The sequence below is a fragment of the Zobellia roscoffensis genome (assembly GCF_015330165.1).
Taxonomy (GTDB): domain Bacteria; phylum Bacteroidota; class Bacteroidia; order Flavobacteriales; family Flavobacteriaceae; genus Zobellia; species Zobellia roscoffensis.
The window spans coordinates 2,769,730-2,791,029 of the sequence record NZ_JADDXT010000002.1; the positions used below are offsets into that span (position 1 = coordinate 2,769,730).

A 21,300-nucleotide genomic window follows, 5' to 3' on the forward strand; every position below is an offset into this window, starting at 1 on the left:
AAATAAATAACTATAAACAAACGCTATGCATCCCTTAAAATTTAATCCTATTTTAAAAGAGCGCCTTTGGGGCGGAACCAAACTCAAAGATGTTTTGGGTAAACCAATTGAAAACGATATTACAGGTGAAAGTTGGGAGCTTTCTACCGTTCCAGGAGATATTTCCGTAGTTGCTAATGGAGACCTTGCCGGTGCTTCATTGCAGGAACTTATAGAAAAAGACCCAGAAACTGTATTGGGTAAAAGTGTTTATGAAAGATTTGGAACAGACTTTCCTATTCTCATCAAATTTATTGACGCTAAACAAGACTTATCTATCCAGTTGCATCCTAATGATGAATTGGCTAAAAAACGCCATAATTCTTTCGGAAAAACAGAAATGTGGTATGTTATGGATGCGGATGATGATGCTAGCTTAATAGTTGGTTTCAATAAAGACGTAAGTAAAGAAGAGTATGCCGAAAGTATGGAGAATGATACGCTTCTAGACCTTTTAAACTACGAGAAAGTGAAAGAAGGGGATACCTTTTTTATTAATACCGGGAAAATTCACGCCATAGGTGCAGGTGTTCTTTTGGCGGAAATTCAACAAACATCGGATGTTACCTATCGTGTTTTTGATTTCAACAGAAAAGACAAAAACGGAAACCTTAGAGAGTTGCACACAGAACAAGCTTTAGATGCAATAGATTACACTAAGAAAGACGATTTTAAGGTGAAGTATAGCAACGACAAGAATACCGTGAACGATATGGTAGATTGTCCGTATTTTAAAACCGATTTTTTAGACTTGAACTCAGGTTTAACGCAAGATGTTACAGAACGTGATTCGTTCACTATTTTTATGTGTGTGGGTGGTTCGGCCACTATTGCAAATGAAAACGGTTCGGTAGTAATTCAAAAAGGAGAGACTACGCTTTTACCTGCTCAATCTAACACTATAAAAATAACAACAGAAGGAGCAAAACTTTTAGAGGTGACTATTTAACGTCCTTTTAGCGTTTCGCTTCAGATATTTTCTGTTCAAATTGATTATAAATAGCTTATTTTTGCATAAAATTTATTGATAATGGCAAGTGTAAAAGAATTAAAGAAGGACATTAATAATGTCTTAGGAGACATCATTGAAGCAGTATATATTGTAGAAGCTGCTAATGCTGACCAAGAGTCTAAAGAAGGAGCTAAAGTTATTGATGAAGCTATCGAGACTTTTGATGACTTAATTCAGAAAGTGAACCAAAGAGGTGTTGAAAATAGAAAGAAACACTTAACAGCAGTTCGTCAAGAATTAGAAACAAAGGCTACAGGTCTTGTTGAAAAGGTGAATAAATTAAATTAAGCCTTTTAAGAACTAAATGAAAAGCCCGCAATTGCGGGCTTTTTTACTTTTTAATACTCTCTAAATACGTTTTTAGTTGCTTTCCGTATTTAGATTCGGATACCTCTGGCGAGAGTACGTTGTAAATGGAATCCAGATATTTTACATTTGCATCGGGTACTTCATTAAGTGCTATATAAGGCGCTATATATGAGTTCTTGTGGTTTAATGCGTAGTTTAAAGAAAAGGCATAACCTCTTTGCATATTACGATCACTCAACCTTTGAACAGAATCTAATTGTAACGAATCCAGAACGTTATTTGGGTCATTTGCCGTTTGAACAATTTCTAAGGTTTTCATATTAAACCGAGACATTGTTTTTCTATATTCCTCTAGTCTTTCCTGACTTTCAGAACCTGTTATTTTAGCATTCGTATCAAACGTATTCCAAGATGTATTGATGGTCACAGTACCGGGCTCACCAAAAAAGGTAATACGATCGTTTACATCGTTAGCATCTTTTTTATTTAAGTAGAGGTAGAAAATCTCTGGACTTTCAAGTTCTGTAGTAAAGCTAAAATTACCATCGCCTTCTATTTGCAAAGAATCTATAGTGGTTAAAACGGAATCAGGTACGTGTTGAAGGTAAAGAGTGCCTTTCTTGAGTCCCTTTACATTTCCGGTAACCGTCATCGTATTTTTGGTGTTTCCTCCACAAGAAAACAACAGAAGAGAAACAGCACTTAAAAGAATTATGTTTTTCATGTTTAGTTTTTGGTGGCGCAAATATCTATATTTTTTTTGGTTTCCTTTAGAAGCTATTTTTGAAATCTATGAGAGGTTATCAAATGGTACTGTATTTTTGTAGCGTAGGAGGAAAGAAAACAGCTCGGATTACGACCAATAAGAACCCTATTTCTGTAAATAATTTAATATCTTTTCGATTATTGAACTTTAATAAAAGTTAATATATGAGTGCTGAAAATGAAAAATGGATTGCGGCAATCGCGTCTGCGGAATATGTAAAGAATGGAATGCTAGTTGGTCTAGGTTCTGGGTCTACCGCGGCTTTTATGATTGCAGAGTTGGGGAAGAGAGTAGCAGGTGGACTCATTATGAAGGGTGTACCGTCATCAGATGCTACGGCCAGACTGGCAAAACAAGCAGGAATTTCCTTGCTTTCGTTGGATGAGGCGGGAACCATGGATATCAACATTGATGGAGCGGATGAATTCGACCCACAGCTACAGTTAATAAAAGGTGGAGGAGGAGCATTGCTTCGGGAGAAAATATTGGCACATAACTCAAGGTTCAATATAATTATAGCAGACTCGGGTAAGGAAGTAGAACGTTTAGGAAAATTTCAACTTCCCATAGAAACTATTCCTTTTGCAACCCAGACCATTATTGCGGAGTTGGAACATTTAGATTTGCAGCCTAAGTTGCGAATGAAAAACGATGAGGTGTATAAAACGGATGAGAACAATTACATTCTTGACGTTGATATTTTTCAAAAGGATGATTTAAAAGAATTAAATACGCTTCTTATTCAAATTCCTGGAGTCGTCGAAACAGGTCTTTTTCTGTCCTCTACGGATTTGGTTTTGGTAGGGCAGGGTAACAAGGTGGCAACATTTAAGAAGTAGACCTTTTAGCTGTTTGTTGAGGGGGAGAAAATGAAAAATGGTAAACAGATGAAATTCAATATACAAGAGACTTTTAATAAAGAATTACCAGCGGACCCAATTTTGGAGAATAGTAGAAGGCAGGTAGAAAAAGCTTGTTTTTCCTATGCCGCACCAAAGCAGACCCCCAACCCTAGTATGATTCATATATCTCCGGAAATGGCAAAAGAATTAGGCCTTTCCGAAGAGGACGTTCAGAGCGAGGAATTTCTAAAAATCTTTACAGGTAATCAGGTGTTAGAAGGAACCACTCCTTATGCCATGTGCTATGGTGGACACCAATTTGGTAATTGGGCTGGGCAATTGGGAGATGGCAGGGCCATTAACCTTACAGAAATAGAACATAACGGAAAACACTGGGCTCTACAATTAAAAGGCGCCGGTGAAACGCCGTACTCTAGAACAGCGGATGGACTTGCGGTTTTGCGTTCATCCATTCGGGAATATTTGTGTAGTGAGGCTATGTTTCATTTGGGTGTTCCCACAACACGAGCCTTGTCCTTGGCATTATCTGGAGACCAAGTACTACGCGATGTACTTTATAATGGTAATCCTGCTTATGAGAAAGGTGCTATTGTTTGTCGCGTTGCGCCCTCTTTTCTCCGTTTTGGGAATTATCAAATTTTTGCTGCGCGGGAAGACATTAAAACTATGCGAACGCTGGTAGATTATACAATCAACCATTTTTTTCCGGAGCTGGGCGAACCATCTAAAGAAACGTATGTTCAGTTTTTTCAGGCTGTGGCAGATGCTACTTTAGAAATGTTGGTGCATTGGCAACGGGTAGGTTTTGTACACGGGGTAATGAATACGGATAATTTATCCATTCTTGGTTTGACCATAGACTATGGCCCTTACGGTTGGCTAGAGGGGTATAACCATGGATGGACGCCAAATACAACGGACCGGCAACACAGCAGATACAGGTATGGGAATCAACCTAATATTGGGCTGTGGAACCTGTACCAATTGGCAAATGCGCTGTACCCTTTAATTGGAGAGGCAGAACCATTAGAAAATGTTTTAGAAGGTTTCAAAACGGAATTTGAGGAGAAGTACCAGGAGATGATGAAATCTAAAATCGGACTATTTTCTGAGGATGTCAATGACCAAAAGTTGTTAGATGACTTAGAAGAAAATTTACAACTAACCGAAACCGATATGACACTATTCTTTAGAAATCTAGCCGAGTTTAAAAAAGAAGTTGAGAATGCGGACTCCTATATAAACGTGGTTGAAGATGCGTTCTATATTCCTGAGGAGGTGAAAGGTGAAGTATTGGATAAATGGTTGCTTTGGTTTAATACCTATCAAACTCGTTTGGATAAAGAAAGTCTCACTGATGCTGAACGAAAGGAAAAAATGAATGCCGTAAACCCAAAATACGTATTGCGTAACTATATGGCGCAATTGGCGATTGATGCTGCAGATGAAGGGGATTATACTCTAATTGATGAATTATTCAATCTTTTGAAAAAGCCCTATGACGAACAACCCCAACATCAGAAGTGGTTTGCCAAACGACCAGATTGGGCCAGAAACAAAGTAGGATGTTCTATGTTGTCCTGCAGCTCGTAAAATAGATTCTATGATCAAAAATAATTCCAAAACCCAAATAGGGCTGGGTATGGCCGCTTTGGGCCGGCCAGAATATATAAATATCGATAGCTCGGATAGAGATAAATCAGAAGTTGCTTTTAGAGCCAATGCTTTTAAAGTACTTGATGCGGCCTACGAAAAAGGGGTGCGCTATTTTGATACTGCACCTTCTTACGGTAAGGGTGAAGCATTTCTAAAAGACTGGAACGAGAGCCGTAATCACACAGATGTAGTTTTGGGAACCAAATGGGGCTATACCTATGTTGCCAACTGGCAACTGGGGTATGAGGGAGCTCACGAAGTAAAAGAGCATTCTCTAGCGAAGCTTACGGAACAATGGGAAGTATCGCAATACTTACTTCCCGCTTTGGAGTATTATCAAATTCATTCCGCGACTTTTGAGAGCGGTGTGCTTCAAAATAAGCCTGTTTTGGAAAAGCTCTTGGAAATAAAAAGAACAACCGGACTCAAAATAGGTATTTCTACAAGCGGACCAAATCAAAATGAGGTCATAGAAAACGCGTTGCAAATTAGAATAAACAGGGAAGTAGTTTTTGATAGTTTTCAGGTTACGTTCAATATATTGGAACAAGCTACTTTGCCGGTGTTACGAGAGGTACAATTGCAGGGAAAGAAACTCATAATTAAAGAAGCGCTGGCCAATGGTCGGGTATTTCCCAATACAAAGTATCCACAATATCAATCTTTGTATATAAAATTACAAGCGCTAGCAGAACGTCACCAAGTTGGTATGGATGCCATTGCGCTTCGTTTTGTTATAGATGGACTTCAACCGGATTATGTGTTGAGCGGTGCAGCAGATATCATGCAATTAGAACAAAATTTAAAAGCAAATAACTTTACCTTAAATAAAGAAGAACTAGAACAACTTAGAGCGGAAAAAGTAAATTCAAAGGCATACTGGGCAGAACGCAGTAAGTTGAGTTGGGGATAAATATAATTTGCTAAAAAAAGTAATCCTGAAATTTAAAGTGCCGAAGCTACCTCCATCAAATAAGCACACAACAGTGCACCACCAGTACCCACTACATAACCAAAAACAGCCAAAAGCACCCCCACGGAAGTCAATGACGGATGAAATTCCGCAGCCACTACTGGGGCAGAAGCGGCACCACCCACATTGGCTTGGCTACCAACCGCTAGAAAGAAAAAAGGAGCTTTAATCAGTTTGGCTACAAGAATCAATAGTCCCGCATGAATGGAAATCCATATAAAGCCAATGGCAATCAACCCTGGGTTTTCAAGAACTTTTCCTAAGTCCATTTTCATTCCTATGGTCGCAACCAAAAGGTAAATGAACATACCACCAATTTTACTGGCTCCGGCACCTTCATAATTTTTTGCTTTGGTAAATGATAAAGCTATACCGGCAGCTGTGGCAATAACCACCATCCAAAAGAAACTAGAGCCTAAGAAAGACAAAAAGCTTTTCTGGTCGCTTACACTTTCAAATGAATTGGTCAGTACGGTACTCATATGATTACCGAAGAAATGCGCAATACCCGTTGCCGCAAAAGCAAAACAGAGCATCATCATATAATCCTTTAGCGTCGGTACTCGGGTTATTTTTTCAGCAAATGCGGTCACTTTTACTTTTAGGGTTTCAATAGCCGAGGTATCAGCCTTGAGCCATTTGTCAATTTGTTTGGTTCGGCCCACGCCTAAGAGAATAATTGCCATCCAGATATTGGCAACAACAATGTCTACCAATACCATGGCACCGTATTTTTCAGGATTATATTTAAAGATTTCATACATGGCAGCCTGGTTGGCACCTCCACCGATCCAACTACCGGCAATGGTAGATAATCCCCTCCAAATAGCATCAAAATCATTACCGCCCACGGTATCAGGAGAAAAAATAGAAACGATTAAAATAGCAATAGGTCCGCCTATTATAATTCCCGCACTTCCCGTTAGGAACATAATCAAGGCTTTTGAACCCAAGTTCATAATCGCTTTTAAATCGATGCTCAACGTCATGAGTACTAAAGCTGCAGGTAGCAAATACCTGCTGGCTACATAATACAGACTAGACGTGTGGGTTATGATTTCACCTGTTTCGCTTAGGGTTTCCCATTTTTCGGCTACAATACCTGTGGAGGCAAGAATACCTGGTAATAAATAACACATAAGCACCCCAGGAACAATACCGTAGAATTTACTCCAAAACCCTGTTTTTTTAGAGGAGCCATAAAAAATGAAGCCTAGGCAGAGTGCTAAAAGTCCAAAAACAACAGTGTCATCAGTAATTAGCGGAGCGGGTAAAAGCGGTTTGGTCATATGATTTTTGGGTACGTTTCCTCAAATATAATCAAATTACCAGATGCTTTTTAATATAGTGTGCCACGCCATTCTCAGTGTTGGGCAGGGTTACCGCATTAGCAACGGCCTTAACTTCTTCTCTAGCATTGCCTACGGCTACACCACAACCACTATTTTGTAGCATATCAATATCATTATAATTATCGCCGAAAGAGATAACATGCTCAAGCGATTCACCTTCTTGTAATAACGATTCAATAGCCGATAATTTTGAAACCGATTTAGGAGCGATTTCTATTAAAGTATCATTAGAACGATATAGATTAAGATACTCACCTAATTTTTTTTCAAGAATAGGATAAAGGGCATCTGCATCATCTTTAGTGCTCATGAGCATTATTTTGTGAGCCCCAATTTCACGGGCAGACCAATCTGAAAGTGTTTCTGGAGTTGGCCTAAAAACGGGAGAAGATTTTGTGTACTTAATTTCTTTTTGAACACGTTCAGAGTCCGATTCTACATACCATTCATTGTTATAGTATAAACCAAGTTGGGTGTTATTAGCTTCTGCCAATTCATAGATTTGTTGCAGGTGTTCTGTATGAATATGCACAGAAGAGAGTTCTTGGTTGCCATTGAGAACCAATGCCCCATTATAACAAATAATAGGTTGGTCTTCAACCTCAAGGTCTTTTTGAATATATGTCATAGCACTTGGCATACGGGCAGATACCAGAATGATTTTCACTTGAGATTTTATGCGTTTAATTTCGGATATAGTATGTTCAGAAACATCACTTTTGGAGGTTAATAGCGTTCCATCTAGGTCTGAGCAGAGTATTTTATAATTCAATTTTTTAGATTTTAAAATTTGTAATGGTTGGTCTAGTTTCTCTTTCTAAATTCCTTGGTTTTCTTTTTTTCGGGATTTTTAAACAAACGTTTAAAGAAGCCGTCACGTTTTACAGGCTCGCAATCCAACATTTCCAAAGTTGCGGGATTTGGTGGCGTGAACTGTGCTTTGGTAATTTCATTATATGACGGGTGTTTATTCATTTCTTGCATCCACTTGGCAAAAATAGGAAGGGCAGCATTTGCCCCTTGTCCCAAACTAGTACTTCTAAATCCGATTTCATGATTATCCAATCCCACCCATGTAACGTGAACCAGTTTTGGCATGATAGCTACGAACCAAGCATCTTTGTTATTCTGTGTAGTTCCTGTTTTTCCGGCAATGTCATTATTCAATTTGTAGGAGGTTCGTATTCTAGAAGCGGTACCTCTGTTAATAGTACCTTTCATCATTTCTACCATAATTTGCCTTGTTTCTTCAGAAAAAGCGGTGGTTTTGGCTCTTTTTGGTTCAAATTTGGTTAAAACGGAGTCTTTTCTATCTGTTATTTTTTCGATGAGGTAGGGTAAAACTGCTTTACCGTTATTTACATAACCGGCATAGGCACCCGCTAGCTCATTTAAGTAAATTTCACCTGTACCCAAGGCTAAAGAGGGTTGCTCTGGTAGTTTGGAAAATATGCCCATGTTCTTTGCCATGGTTATGACATTTTGAATTCCTGCTTTTTCCAGAACTTTTACCGCTACCGTATTTACGGAATGACTTAATGCCTCTTCCATAGAATAGTTGAGGTACGTTTCATCTTTTTTACCAGAGTTACTAGGTGTCCATCCTTTTAAATTTTCATATTCCACTTCTTCCGCAGAAAAATAGGTACACGGCAAAGTACCTGTTTCTAGGGCTGTAGTATAGACTATAGGTTTAAAGGTAGAACCCACTTGGCGTTTGCTCTGAGCAACGTGATCGTATTTAAAGTGTTCAAAATCGACTCCTCCTATCCATGTTTTTACGGCACCGGTTTTTGGGTCAATTCCTAAAGAACCGGTATTCAACATCTTCATGTAATGGGTAATACTATCCAAAGAACTGCCCTGAATGGTTTTTTCTCCATCCCAATCGGTTAAGGTCATCTCTTTTTTTACGCTAAGGGAATCTATGATTTGCTGGTGCTCCAGACCCTGCTTTTTCAGTTTTTTATAGACCTCTGAATTTTTGACTACTTTTTCAATCAGCTTTTTATTGGTAAGCCAAGGAGCGTTCTTACCATAGCTCTTTTCAAAACTACTTTGAAGCGACTTCATATGGTCTTGCATAGCATCTTCCGCCCAGTATTGCATATTGTAATCAAGCGTAGTGTATACTTTTAATCCTGATGTGTAAATGTTATACTCGTTTCCTTCTTCCTTCTGTTTATCATTCCACTTTAGCAGTTGCTTTCTAACTTCCTCTCTAAAGTAAGGCGCTAATCCGGCATTATTATCAAAATCTCGATAATCTAATTTTAAGGGAATATCCGTAAGACTATCTTTTTGTTCCGCTAAAATGTAATCATTGTTGGCCATGGCCAAAAGTACCAAGTTTCTTCGGGTAAGGCTCCTTTCTGGAAATATACGAGGATTGTAGCCATAGGTGGCCTTTAACATACCGACCAAAACGGCACTTTGTTCTACTGTTAAATCTCTTGTTTGTTTATTGAAAAATTTGAGGGAGGCACTTTCAATTCCAAAAGTATTATCGCCAAAAGAAACTGTATTCAGGTAATGGGTAAGAATTTCATCTTTGGTGTAAAGGTCTTCCAGTCGCGAAGCAATGAACATCTCCTTAACTTTATCGACCACAATGTTGGCCTTTTTTCTATCTCTTCGGGGATATAAGTTTTTAGTAAGCTGTTGTGTTAGCGTACTACCACCACCAGCTGATTGGTCTTGCATCAATACCGTCTTTACGGCAACACGTCCCAAACTTTGGTAGTCAATACCTTCGTGATCATAAAAACGTTCGTCCTCAATAGCTACTAAAGCGTTTAAAACATGTTCAGGTATAGCCTCAAATGCAATGGGTTGCCGATCATATAAATAAAACTTACCAATAAGAACACTATCGGCTGTATAGACTTCTGAGGCTCTTTGATACTGAAAATCAGATAGTTCTTCTTTGTCAGGTATTTTACCCCAAGCTCCCCAATAAATACTGATTAGAAATACAAAGAAAAATAGGACTAGCGAAAGTGCAGCTAGGGCGGCATATTTTAAAAATGGAGACTTTATTTTTTTTAAAATCAAACTGATGAATTTTATGGGTGCAATATCAAATTAAAAAACGAAACCGTTGAGTTTCTTAACAATAGATTAAACTTCATTTTTTTACTTTTGCCGCTAAATTTATTTCATGCGAAAAATAGTATTCTTTCTGTTCTTAATAACAACGCTTTCTAACGCAAATGATGGTGAATGGTCTAAAACCGGACACCGAACAGTGGGCGAAGTTGCGCAGCACCATCTTTCTAAAAAAGCAAAGAAGGCCCTAAAAAAACTCTTGAACGGAGAGAGCCTTGCCCATGTATCTACGTTTGCAGATGAGATAAAAGCCGACAGGACTTATAAAGAATTCAGTGCGTGGCATTATGTGAATATTCCTAAAGGTAAAGATTACGCTGATATTGAACCCAGTGAGCATGGAGACCTAATAACAGGTATCAATAAGTGTATTGAAATTATAAAGGACGAGAACAGTAAAAAAGAAGACAAGGTTTTCTACCTTAAAATGCTGGTTCATTTAATAGGAGACCTGCATCAGCCCATGCACGTTGGCCGCTTTGAGGACAAAGGAGGGAACGATATTCAGTTGCAATGGTTCAATCAAGGAACAAATTTACATAGGGTGTGGGACTCTAATATGATTGACGATTATGGTATGAGCTATACTGAATTGGCATCTAACTTACCGGAAGTTTCAAAAGAGCAGGTACAAACTATTCAACAAGGAAATATTTATGATTGGGTTGAAGAGTCTCAAGAAATTGCAAATAAGTTGTATGATTCCGTAGAAGTGGGTGAGAAGTTATATTACCGCTACAGCTATGAGTGGTGGAGTACCGTTGAAAATCAGTTACAGAAAGGTGGGTTGCGTTTGGCCAAGGTATTGAATGAGCTTTTTTAGGCTGCTTTACCCTTTATCAAAAAAATAAGGGTGTTTAACGAATCATAATACCTAGTCATCTAATTTCCGGTTATATTCAAGTAGATGTTTGTGAGGACATTAGTCGGAACCCGGTGGCTAAAGGCAGCAAACGTCTCATATATAAAGGGTAAAAAAAATCGGCCATTTTTAATGGTCGATTTTTTTATGCAATAATTCTAAACGTTAGATTGATACGCTCATCAATAACTTTAGCCGTTTTTGGAACTTGATGCAACCAGTGTTTCTGAGTAGTTCCTTTCATGAGTAAAAGACTACCGTGCTTCAAAAGTATTTTCTGTTTCAAGTTTTTATCGCTTTTATGTTTGAGGTGAAAGAAACGTTCTTGTCCTAAAGTAACAGAAGCAATAATAGGATTTTCACCTAATTCTTTCTCATTATCGGAATGCCAGCCGTTGCTATCTTGTCCATTTCTATATAGGTTAAGCAAACAAGTAGTGAATTCTACACCTGCTATAGTTTCAACTTTATTCTTAATGTTCAAAAGTTTTGCCGTAAACAGATGAGGCGTCATTACCAGCTTTGAATAGGAGTAGGGTCTGTTATTATTTCCATATAATGCGGTAAGTCTGGGTTGCGCATAGGTTTTACCGAATACGGTAATATCATCTTGTTGCCAGGGCGTTTCTTTTCGCAGTACATTAAAATAACCATCAGCCTCTTCCTGATCTATAAAATTTGGATAATAGATGATATTGCTATCTGGCAAGTTTAAATTTACTTTGTCTGAAAACAGACTCTCCATTATTTAAGTACCGTTTTCAATTCGTTTCTATATTCAGATGGGTTTTGCCCGGTAAAGTTCTTGAACTGTTTATTAAAGTGAGAAAAATTATTAAATCCGCTTTCAAAACAAACCTCCGTTATACTTAATGGTTGTTCCGCCAAAAGCTTGGACGCATGTACCAAGCGATACTCGTTAACAAACTGAACAAAAGTCTTATTGGTAATCTTTTTAAAGTAACGACAGAAAGAAGGAACCGTCATACTAACCATATTACTTATCTCATCTAAAGTAATCTCTTCTTTAAAATTGTTTTTAACGTGATTGAAGACTACGTTAATACGGTCGTTGTCCTTTACTTCGGTTTCCATAGAGAATCCTTCGGCATTAAGAATTTTAAATTCTTTGGAATTACCCAGTTCGTTTAAAATATTCAATATAGATAGTAAACGTTGAAAATGGGTCTGGTATTCCAGAATCTGCATTTTCTCACCTATCTTTCTTTTGGTCTTACCAGAAAAGGCAATACCGCCTTTGGCCATTTCAAAAAGGGACTGGATTTTTTTCATCTCAGGAATATTAAAAAAATCATTTCCTAAGAAATCCAACTTCATTTGAATAACCGTTTCACTTTCATTACCGGTAAGGGCATTGGTGAGTCCGCAATGTGGTAAATTACTACCTATTAATATAAGGTCTCCTTTGGAGTAGTATGATACATGACTACCAATCTGTCTTTTTCCCGATCCACCGTTTACGTGTACTAGTTCTATTTCAGGGTGATAATGCCATACCGTATTCTTATTGTTCTTACTCGCATCAAATCTTTGATACGTATAAGAATGCCCAAAACTTGGTTCTATAGACTCAAAAGCGGGCTTCTGATTTATTAGTGGGGGTTTACTCATAGTACAAAATTAAACAAGGCTATTTCTTGATTTCTTTGCAAAATTAACCAAAATATATTCAATATTACCCTAAAGGGCATTTTGGTATATGAGCGATGGTAAAATAGCACATTTATTGGCGAATTGTGGAGTAGTGAGGACAAGATAACGGCAGTATGTTTGTACTGTAATATTAACCTACCCTGTGTAACAGCAGGCTACTAAACAAAAACGATATGAAAAAAGTAGTAAGAACCGCCGCAATGATCGCTTTGTTATTGACAACAACTGTTGGCTTTGCCAGCGAGCCCAAACTAAGTGTTGTACCAAATGAAAATGTAAAAAGCTTTGTTTACGAACTAGATGCCCATGCGGGAAGAACAACTATCAAGTTCATGGACGAAGAGCAAAATGTTATATTCTTTGAAACTGTTGAAAAGGCTGACTATGCCAAGAAATTTGATCTTTCTAACCTTAAAGATGGTTTGTACTTCTTTAAATCTGAAGATGAGTTAAGTTCAGTTTCTTACACAATTAGTGTAAAAGGAAGTGATGTAGAGGTAATTGATAAAAAAGAAAACAGTAAACCGGTCTTTAGAATTAAAGGAGAAATGGTTTTCTTAAACCTTTTGAACCTTGACAGCAAAGATGTTGAAATAAAGGTTTTTGATAGCAGTAACAGATTGGTCTTCTCGGAAAAAAGAGAAAACCAAATGGTTATTGAGAAAGCATTTGATTTTACCAAAGCTTACGAAGGTGAGTACACCGTTGTAGTAAGAGATAGTAAGGAAACTTATTACAAAGAGGTTTCGGTAAACTAAGATAGTTTAAGTTGAGTTGAGTTAATTGCCCCTAATGTTGTTGAGAGCGTTAGGGGCTTTTTTTATTCTCATAAATAAGAATAGGCCCAATATATTAGGACAAATTGCAAAGGTAGTCTCAAAAGTAACAACCATTTAGGAAAACCTGCAGAAGCCTTTATACTTGAAAGCATATAAAAATGCACTAACAGGAAAACGGCTAACATGAGTATAAGACCATAAATAGCATAGTTTTTTGTGGGTGAAAAACAAACGCCAACTCCTAAAACAATTTCCGCTAGACCACTAAGTAGTACCAATAGCTTATGATTGGGTAAATATTGAGGCATAATCCTCATATAGGCCTTAGGCTTAATAAAATGCATGATACCTGCCATTACGTAAATTATACCCATTACGTATAGATGCCACGAATAATTCATGGTTTTGGTAGATATTTTTTTAAACGCTCACGTTTGTATTCGGGTAGTGCGGTGTTGGATAAAGCCAGTTGCAGTAGTTTAGAATCTTTGGAGCGCATATATAGTAGGTGATAAAAATCTTTTACCGTAAGCGCATTTTTAGATTGCTCTATTAACACCAATTCATCGCCTTTTTTTACTTTTCCTTCTTCTAGTATTCGCACGTAAGTGCCTGGAAACCCATAATCTATGTATTGTTTTAAAATACTCTGGTCTTCAAAACGGATTCCTAATTTATAACAAGGTTCTCTAGGTTGAGATACTTGAACCAATGCGGTTCCTAGTTTGTACATATCTCCTATGCGAACTTTAGATTCATCCAGGCCACTAATGGTGAGGTTTTCTCCAAACATACCCCAGTTCCAATCTAGATTTGGATATAAGTTTTTCCAATAATCATAATGGTTTTCGGAAAACAGATAACAAGCTTTGTCAACACCAGCATGGTGTACTCGGTCAATAACGGTGTCTTTGGCCACATCTACTTTACCTAAACGGATAGGTTCATCTACCGGGTATTTAAATATGCCGGTCTGTTCGTCTTTGCCGTTCCAAGTAATGGTGGTAGGGCTGCCAATATTGGTTGAGATAACTTTCATGAATTAAAAATAGACAAACCAGCGGTAATTAACGAATGATAATTACGGTTTAAAAAAGAATAGTACAATGATAGGTTACCTATTCTAGTTTACTACTTCTGGTAATATGGGGTGCGTTTCATTAAGTAATTCAAAGCGGTAACATAATTATCGCGCGTTGTAGCCATAAAAGGAACACGGTTAACATCTACAATTTTATTTCCGTTTTTATCATATATCTTAAAAAGGACTTTAGTGTCAAATTCATCCATAGATGTACTGTAATCTGATGAATATGTTTTTACCTTTTTCTTCTTGGTGTCCACTCTTGTAGTAGAGGAGCCCGATGAAGATGATTTTGTACTACGGTAATCCACCGTAATTTTGCCTGTTACCAAAATACCTGCACCAACAATTTTGGCAATTTCAGTCATTTCATAGTTTCGTAAATCATTAGCTTTAGTAATGCCCGCTTCGCGCAATCTTTTTAGAGTAATATCTACATCTTGGTATGTAATCGTGTTTCTCTCGGGTCTGCGCATAAGATTATGGTAGTAATACTCTTGAGCTTCAAACCCTTCTTCGGGAGCTTCGGCGCCGTCAAATACAAATTCAAAAGGTAGAATAGCTCCCTCATTTCCTTTCATTGCAGGATACTCAAAGTTGGAGCTTATGGATTGGCTCCCGGCACTTACCTGTGAGAAGAGTTGTTCGCGACCACTTTTAAAAATAATTTTGGAAATCGCTTCTTTTTCAACAACGTTTTCCAAATCCTCTCCTAAGTAAGTATAAGTAATTGTATTGGGTTCAACTCTTATGACCTTAACCGCTATAGTTTCTCCGTTGGTCATGAAAATCTCGTCTGACGCATTCTGGGCATTTGCGGAGTAGAACATTCCTATAAAAAACAATGTCACTAGTTTTGAATATTTCATTTTAAAGTTTGTTTGTGGTTCGTTGCTAAAGTACAAACCCACTACAAATTATAAAATACTGGATTTCTGGTATTTTTAGTCGTTTCATTCAATGATGGTAGGGTTACCAATATTGGTTGAGATAATATTTTTATGCTAAGGAAAAGGACCTATTTGTAATTGTACTGCATAATACCAACCCCATATTTTAGTAGTGGTGGTGTATTTTGTCTTAAAATTTCGTTTGCGCACACGAAAAATTTAAAAATACGCTAGTTTATTCATTTTATTTCTGTTAATTTGATATTTATGAGGGATAATTTTTTCTGCATTCCTTATTTACATGGTTGAATATGGCGTTATTAACATTTTTACTTTTTACTGGATTTGTTGCTTTTTATGCTACATATAAGCTTAGGCGCGATAAACTAAATACCAAAGACGGTTATTTTTTAGGAGGTAGGTCCTTAACAGGAATTGTCATAGCAGGTTCACTGCTTTTGACCAATATTTCTACGGAGCATTTGGTGGGTATGAATGGTTCATCATACAGAAATGGAGCTATAATTGTTGCTTGGGAGGTAACATCTGCATTAGCCTTGGTTATTGCTGCACTATATTTTGCCCCACGTTATTTGAAAATGGGATTAACTACCATTCCCGAATTTTTGGAAAAACGATTTGACGGACTCACACGCACGTTCGTAGCTATGCTCTTGATTATATCGTTTGTAGCTACATTATTGCCTATTGTTTTGTATACCGGAGCGCTGAATATAGAAGCTATTTTTGATATCTCAGAATTGTTGAATGTCACCAAAAGCGAAGGCATATGGGTAACGATTCTAATCGTGGGCACTATTGGCGCTATTTATGCCATTTTTGGAGGATTAAAAATGGTGGCTTATACAGATACTATTAACGGGTTCGGACTTTTAGTAGCTGGTCTGTTAGTGCCTACTTTAGCATTATTAAGTATTGGAGAAGGGAATTTATTCGAAGGAATGAGTACCGTATTCAATCATAGCCCAGAAAAATTTAATGTGGTTAGTAATGAGTCTGGGGTAGGCGAGGGAGCCCGTTCCGCAATTTTACCTTTTGAAGTTTTGTTTACTGGTCTTATGGTCAATCAGATTTATTTCTGGACTATGCATCAATCCATTATTCAACGTGTATTGGGTGCGGTCAATTTAAAAGAAGCACAAAAGGGTCTTCTGTTTACAGGTTTGCTTAAAATATTAGTGCCTTTGGTAATTGTGTTGCCAGGCCTTATCGGCTTTTATTATTTTGGAGAAAGTCTTTATGACAATCCAGATAATGTATATCCGCTTTTAGTCAAAAAAGTGTTACCACTTTGGCTTACCGGTTTTTTTGTAGCCGTAATGATGGGTGCCATTTTAAGTACGTTCAATAGTGCTTTGAATAGTGCAGCCACCGTTTTTAGTTTGGATATTTTTAAAAAGTATATTCAAAAGGATGCTAATGAGAAGAAGCTGGTGGTAATAGGTAAAAGTACCTCTGCCATCTTAGCTATTCTGGCCATAGGTATAGCGCCTTTTGTGGCGAATGCCCCAGATGGCCTTTATCAATTGTTACAACAGTTAAACGGTATATTCTTTATTCCGATTGCTAGTGTTATTATTGCGGGTTTCCTATTTCCTAGGGTGAGCGCTACTGGTGCAAAAGCAGGGCTTATGTTTGGATTACTATTCTACGTAATAATGTACTATTTAATTGAAGTGAACCTTCATTTTATACATATATGGGGAATAGAATTTGTACTTAATATATTGATTATGCATCTGGTTTCGGCCTTTGCCAAAAAAGAGGAAAGGTTTATAATGAAAGATGCTGGTGTTTTGAACCTTAAACCGTGGAGGTATGCAAAGCCCTTTAGTCTCTTTCTGGTAGTGTTTACAATTATTTTGTACCTTGTTTTAGGGAATGTCTAAGTTAATATTACTCCAGAAGACAAAGTAAAATAGTTGCTGTAAGTTGTTCAATATTATAATTGTTAAAGATGGAAAAAACGTTCAGGGATTATGAGGCTGTAGATGTGTCAGCGGCCGTTAAGGAGCATTATAGAAAAATGCGAAAAAAGCAAACGGTAGACTATGTTAAGCGCATGAAGAAAAAGTATCTGACCTATGACAAACCTATGGATTTATGGGAAGCTATGGGGCACTTAAATAAGCTGATAGATGTAAGTGATCCAGATTTGGATCTACCCAACGTACAACATCTAATACAGAGTGCTGAAGCCATCAGAGAGGACAATCGGCCAGATTGGATGCAGCTAACAGGCCTAATTCACGATTTGGGAAAAATAATGTTCCTATGGGGCAGTGATCAAGATGGAACAAGTCAAGATGAACAATGGGGAACTGTTGGTGATGTATTTGTGGTTGGTTGTGAGTTCCCAAATACTTGCGTGTACCCAGAATTTAATCAGTTAAATCCGGATATGGCGGATGCCCGTTACAATACGCCTACCGGAATTTATGAGAAAGGATGCGGTATGGATAATCTTGAATTGGCTTGGGGCCATGATGAATACTTATATCAGGTACTTGCAAACCATAAAGAAAATGCTTTACCAAAGGAGGCAATGGTTATGATCAGATACCATTCTTTCTATCCTTGGCATACGGGAGGAAGCTATAAAGAACTACTAAATGAAGGAGATAAAGAATATTTGGAGCTGATTAAAGATTTTAATAAATACGATCTTTATACTAAAAGTCAGAAAATATATGATTTGGAAGATGTAAGGGATTATTACCAGCCTATTGCAGAAAAATACTTGGGTAAAGGACCTATATATTGGTAGTTAACAGTTTTGATACATAAAAAACGGTCCTTTTACATTCGTGTATAAAGGGCCGTTATTGTTTTAATTCTAAAAGCTTAATTATGACGGTATTTTCTCCAATGTTCTCCAGGTCATGTATCATATCATCTTTCTTGTGTTTCCAATAAAAGCACTTACTTTTTTCTATACGCAGTAATCCTATCTGTCCGTTAATGTTTCTTGTAATTAAGAGGCCATCAGTAATACTAGTACAGCTACAATCATAACGGTGATACCTAAAAGGTAATCGCTCTTTTGGTTTTAGAACGATTTCACTTAAAATCAGGTCATCGTTTTCAAAAAGGACGTCACCAACCTCATTACTAAATTTCTGCTCATGGACTTCCTTAAGTTTATTTTTATCCCAATTTTCAAATTGACCTTTTGGGTTAAGTTCTGTAACTACCATACAAAATACACTTTGTTTTAAGTAAAAGGAGCAATTACTTAGAGTTAGTAAGATGCTCTACTTATATTTTATGTAAATAATTTCTTTATCAAAGTTCTTTAACATTATTCATTAATGAAAGTAAAATAGTACAAATTAGATGCTTATTTTGTTGTATTTCGACATAAACTGTTCAGATTTTAACAAGAATATAACGTTGAAAAGGATTGAGATATGGATGGAAACTAGGCATACGTTGTTATCTTTCATTTCTTAATTTAGAGTAAAGTTGATTTTGGATGATTCATTAGATATTTAAGAAATAAGTTGTACTACCCAAAAGACATGGAGACTGTTTGTAGTAAACACTTGTTGAAGCCTATCTAACCACTTTTTCAATAGATAACTGGTATAATCCATATCCTACATAAATTTTTGGGAAGATATGAATTTTAACAAGAAAAAAACGCCCAGTTGCTAAACTTAGCAATTGGGCGTTTTTGTAAATGAGTTTGTTAAAACTACTTCACCATATCGTAGCTACGTTTAATGAAGTTTGTTAATTCCTCACCTTTCAACAATCCTTTTGAAAGACGTGCCAAGTCAATAGATTGGCTGATTAACCTTTCACGTTTCTTAGCGGTTTTAGTGTTTAATATTTCACCTACCAATTCAGAATTTGTGTTCACGATAAGGTTGTACATATCTGGCATAGCACCCATACCGAACATACCACCACCGCCGCCGGTTTGTTGCATCTCTTTCATACGACGCATAAACTCAGGCTCTGTAATGATAAAAGGAGAAGCATCACTGTCCATCGCTTCTAGTTGAATAGTATAACTCTTATCTTCAATGACCTCTTCTAGGTTCTTTTTAAGGGTTTCCTTTTCCTCATCTGATAATTTAGAGATTTGTGTGTCTTCCTTTTTAATAAGGTTATCTAAATGATCAGCATCTACACGAGCAAAAGAAACTTTCTCTTTAGAGGTTTCTAATTTCTGCATTAAGTGACCAATGATTGGAGAATCCATCAAAAGAACTTCGTAACCTTTAGCTTTTGCAGCTTCAATATAACTGTGCTGAGAAACCTTATCAGAAGCATAAAGAACAACTAACTTATCATCCTTATCTGTTTGCGTTTCTTTAGTTTTTTCTTGAAGTTCTTCAAAAGTAAAATATTTACCATCTACAGTAGGGTAGAGCGCAAATTTATCAGCTTTATCAAAGAATTTATCTTCGCTAAGCATTCCGTATTCAATAACGATTTTAATATCGTTCCACTTTTGTTCAAATTCTTCTCTACTGTTTTTGAAGAGGGAACTCAATTTGTCTGCAACCTTTCTAGAGATGTATGAAGAAATTTTCTTTACAGCTCCATCTGCCTGAAGGTATGATCTAGAAACATTCAAGGGAATATCCGGAGAATCAATAACCCCACGTAACATGGTCAAGAATTCCGGTACAATACCTTCTACGTTGTCTGTAACAAAAACTTGGTTTTGGTATAACTGAATACGGTCTTTCTGAACGTTAAGATCGTTTGTTAGCTTTGGAAAGTAAAGTATACCTGTAAGGTTAAACGGATAGTCTACATTTAAGTGAATGTGGAACAAAGGCTCCTCAAACTGCATAGGATACAGCTCACGGTAGAAATTTTTATAATCCTGGTCCTCTAGATCAGCCGGTTGTTTAGTCCAAGCTGGGTTAGGATTGTTGATGATATTATCAACTTCTTGTGTAGGTGCAGGGTCTTCTTCCTTAGCATCTTCAGGCTTTGGTAAAGTTTCGGTTTTCATTCCAAATTTAATCGGAATAGGCATAAACTTATTGTACTTATTTAGAAGCTCGGTAATACGGTTTTCTTCTAAAAATTCGGTAGAGTCATCGGCAATATGAAGAATGATCTCTGTACCACGGTCTTGTTTGTCTCCCGGCTCTAGTGTAAAATTAGGCGAACCATCACAGCTCCATAATACAGGTTCAGCATCTTCTTTAAAGCTTCTAGTGCTAATCTGCACTTTGTCAGCAACCATAAATGCCGAATAGAAACCAAGACCAAAATGACCTATAATTCCAGATTCTTTAGCGCCATCCTCATATTTGTTCAAGAATTCTTCAGCTCCTGAGAAGGCAAGTTCGTTAATGTATTTTTTAACCTCGTCCTCGGTCATACCGATACCTTGGTCAATAACATGTATTTTTTTTCCTTCTTTATCAATTTTTACTTCTATTCTAGGACTGCCGTAGTCTACTTTAGCTTCACCTATAGAAGTAAGATGCTTTAACTTTAAAGTAGCATCTGTTGCGTTGGATATGAGCTCCCTTAAAAAGATCTCGTGGTCACTGTACAAAAATTTCTTAATCAGCGGAAATATGTTCTCTACTGAAACATTGATTTTACCTGTAGCCATAAATTATAAATTTTATAAATGTTCTTGCCAGCGCTTGAACTTTGTTTAATACTAGTTTTCATTCTATTATATACTAACAGAATAGGGTAGTTTACCTGTGGCGTATTTGTCAAAAAAAATACCATATGCGAAGACTGTGACAAACTGACACCTTTATCTGACGTAATTGTAGGCTTAAAATATTTTTGTTTAATTTATTTTTAAATATGTTAAACATTTTGTATATTTGTAACAGATGTGATTAAGATTGCTGTGAAAGGGAAAATTTTCGATCAACATCACGTTTATAATCATTTATTGGTTAGGTTGTTTAAAACGTGCT

The 21,300-nt window shown here is 37.0% G+C and carries 20 protein-coding genes; 9 read left to right on the top strand and 11 right to left on the bottom strand.

Annotated elements, in window-relative coordinates:
* Positions 1-25 precede the first annotated feature (25 nt).
* The gene (locus tag IWC72_RS11550) at positions 26-988 is read left to right on the top strand and encodes a type I phosphomannose isomerase catalytic subunit (protein ID WP_194529852.1); all 963 of its coding nucleotides are present in this window, start codon (positions 26-28) and stop codon (positions 986-988) included.
* A gap of 81 nt (positions 989-1,069) precedes the next feature.
* Positions 1,070-1,339 (top strand): hypothetical protein, encoded by a 270-nt coding sequence (locus IWC72_RS11555; protein WP_194526346.1) that lies wholly within the window; start codon positions 1,070-1,072, stop codon positions 1,337-1,339.
* Positions 1,340-1,382: 43 nt separating this feature from the next.
* On the opposite strand, the gene IWC72_RS11560 is transcribed toward IWC72_RS11555, so the two are convergent.
* Positions 1,383-2,084: a DUF4369 domain-containing protein gene (locus IWC72_RS11560; RefSeq protein WP_194529853.1), complete on the bottom strand. Its 702-nt coding sequence runs from the start codon at positions 2,082-2,084 to the stop codon at positions 1,383-1,385.
* A 206-nt stretch (positions 2,085-2,290) separates the two neighbouring features.
* Between IWC72_RS11560 and rpiA the strand changes: the two genes are divergently transcribed.
* From rpiA to IWC72_RS11575, 3 genes are read left to right on the top strand one after another with little or no spacing between them, the layout of a single operon-like run.
* The gene (rpiA, locus tag IWC72_RS11565) at positions 2,291-2,965 is read left to right on the top strand and encodes a ribose-5-phosphate isomerase RpiA (RefSeq protein ID WP_194526348.1); all 675 of its coding nucleotides are present in this window, start codon (positions 2,291-2,293) and stop codon (positions 2,963-2,965) included.
* Between the two features lie 48 nt (positions 2,966-3,013).
* Positions 3,014-4,582 (top strand): protein adenylyltransferase SelO, encoded by a 1,569-nt coding sequence (locus IWC72_RS11570; RefSeq protein WP_194526349.1) that lies wholly within the window; start codon positions 3,014-3,016, stop codon positions 4,580-4,582.
* 10 nt (positions 4,583-4,592) lie between these two features.
* On the top strand, positions 4,593-5,558 hold the full coding sequence (locus IWC72_RS11575; protein ID WP_194529854.1) for an aldo/keto reductase: 966 nt from the start codon (positions 4,593-4,595) through the stop codon (positions 5,556-5,558).
* Positions 5,559-5,590: 32 nt separating this feature from the next.
* Here IWC72_RS11575 and IWC72_RS11580 read toward each other — a convergent pair whose 3' ends face one another.
* Genes IWC72_RS11580 through IWC72_RS11590 form a run of 3 tightly spaced genes read right to left on the bottom strand, consistent with a single transcriptional unit; the run spans position 5,591 to position 10,024 of the window.
* A complete protein-coding gene (locus IWC72_RS11580) occupies positions 5,591-6,907 on the bottom strand; it encodes a DUF819 family protein (RefSeq protein ID WP_194529855.1) in 1,317 nt (438 codons plus the stop codon).
* A 31-nt stretch (positions 6,908-6,938) separates the two neighbouring features.
* Positions 6,939-7,742 carry a Cof-type HAD-IIB family hydrolase gene (locus IWC72_RS11585; protein WP_194529856.1) on the bottom strand — a complete coding sequence of 268 codons (804 nt, stop codon included), beginning with the start codon at positions 7,740-7,742 and terminating at the stop codon, positions 6,939-6,941.
* A gap of 32 nt (positions 7,743-7,774) precedes the next feature.
* Positions 7,775-10,024, bottom strand: coding sequence for a transglycosylase domain-containing protein (locus IWC72_RS11590; RefSeq protein ID WP_194529857.1), 2,250 nt, complete (start codon positions 10,022-10,024; stop codon positions 7,775-7,777).
* Between the two features lie 106 nt (positions 10,025-10,130).
* Between IWC72_RS11590 and IWC72_RS11595 the strand changes: the two genes are divergently transcribed.
* Positions 10,131-10,901, top strand: a complete 771-nt coding sequence (locus tag IWC72_RS11595; protein ID WP_194526357.1) for a S1/P1 nuclease — start codon at positions 10,131-10,133, stop codon at positions 10,899-10,901.
* A 184-nt stretch (positions 10,902-11,085) separates the two neighbouring features.
* On the opposite strand, the gene IWC72_RS11600 is transcribed toward IWC72_RS11595, so the two are convergent.
* Both IWC72_RS11600 and IWC72_RS11605 read right to left on the bottom strand, forming a co-directional pair.
* Positions 11,086-11,685, bottom strand: coding sequence for an alpha-ketoglutarate-dependent dioxygenase AlkB family protein (locus IWC72_RS11600; RefSeq protein ID WP_194529858.1), 600 nt, complete (start codon positions 11,683-11,685; stop codon positions 11,086-11,088).
* On the bottom strand, positions 11,685-12,572 hold the full coding sequence (locus IWC72_RS11605) for an AraC family transcriptional regulator (RefSeq protein ID WP_194526359.1): 888 nt from the start codon (positions 12,570-12,572) through the stop codon (positions 11,685-11,687). The genes IWC72_RS11600 and IWC72_RS11605 overlap by 1 nt, the downstream gene beginning before the upstream one ends.
* Positions 12,573-12,787: 215 nt before the next feature.
* On the opposite strand from IWC72_RS11605, the gene IWC72_RS11610 reads away from it, so the two are divergent.
* Complete coding sequence (locus tag IWC72_RS11610) at positions 12,788-13,372, top strand: hypothetical protein (RefSeq protein ID WP_194529859.1); 585 nt, start codon at positions 12,788-12,790, stop codon at positions 13,370-13,372.
* Positions 13,373-13,440: 68 nt separating this feature from the next.
* Here the strand turns inward: IWC72_RS11610 and IWC72_RS11615 are convergent, their stop codons facing one another.
* The 3 genes from IWC72_RS11615 to IWC72_RS11625 all read right to left on the bottom strand — a co-directional run bounded on the left by IWC72_RS11615 (position 13,441) and on the right by IWC72_RS11625 (position 15,346).
* Complete coding sequence (locus IWC72_RS11615; protein WP_194526361.1) at positions 13,441-13,794, bottom strand: DoxX family protein; 354 nt, start codon at positions 13,792-13,794, stop codon at positions 13,441-13,443.
* A complete protein-coding gene (locus IWC72_RS11620) occupies positions 13,791-14,432 on the bottom strand; it encodes an MOSC domain-containing protein (protein ID WP_194529860.1) in 642 nt (213 codons plus the stop codon). The genes IWC72_RS11615 and IWC72_RS11620 overlap by 4 nt, the downstream gene beginning before the upstream one ends.
* A 92-nt stretch (positions 14,433-14,524) precedes the next feature.
* Positions 14,525-15,346 (bottom strand): hypothetical protein, encoded by an 822-nt coding sequence (locus tag IWC72_RS11625; protein ID WP_194529861.1) that lies wholly within the window; start codon positions 15,344-15,346, stop codon positions 14,525-14,527.
* A 332-nt stretch (positions 15,347-15,678) separates the two neighbouring features.
* Here IWC72_RS11625 and IWC72_RS11630 point away from each other — a divergent pair, with 332 nt between their 5' ends.
* Both IWC72_RS11630 and IWC72_RS11635 read left to right on the top strand, forming a co-directional pair.
* Positions 15,679-17,277, top strand: a complete 1,599-nt coding sequence (locus IWC72_RS11630) for a solute:sodium symporter family transporter (RefSeq protein ID WP_194526364.1) — start codon at positions 15,679-15,681, stop codon at positions 17,275-17,277.
* A 68-nt stretch (positions 17,278-17,345) separates the two neighbouring features.
* Positions 17,346-18,155: an inositol oxygenase family protein gene (locus IWC72_RS11635; protein WP_194526365.1), complete on the top strand. Its 810-nt coding sequence runs from the start codon at positions 17,346-17,348 to the stop codon at positions 18,153-18,155.
* Between the two features lie 55 nt (positions 18,156-18,210).
* Here IWC72_RS11635 and IWC72_RS11640 read toward each other — a convergent pair whose 3' ends face one another.
* Both IWC72_RS11640 and htpG read right to left on the bottom strand, forming a co-directional pair.
* On the bottom strand, positions 18,211-18,585 hold the full coding sequence (locus IWC72_RS11640; RefSeq protein WP_194526366.1) for a hypothetical protein: 375 nt from the start codon (positions 18,583-18,585) through the stop codon (positions 18,211-18,213).
* Positions 18,586-19,085: 500 nt separating this feature from the next.
* On the bottom strand, positions 19,086-20,978 hold the full coding sequence (htpG, locus tag IWC72_RS11645) for a molecular chaperone HtpG (RefSeq protein ID WP_194526367.1): 1,893 nt from the start codon (positions 20,976-20,978) through the stop codon (positions 19,086-19,088).
* Between the last annotated feature and the right edge of the window lie 322 nt (positions 20,979-21,300).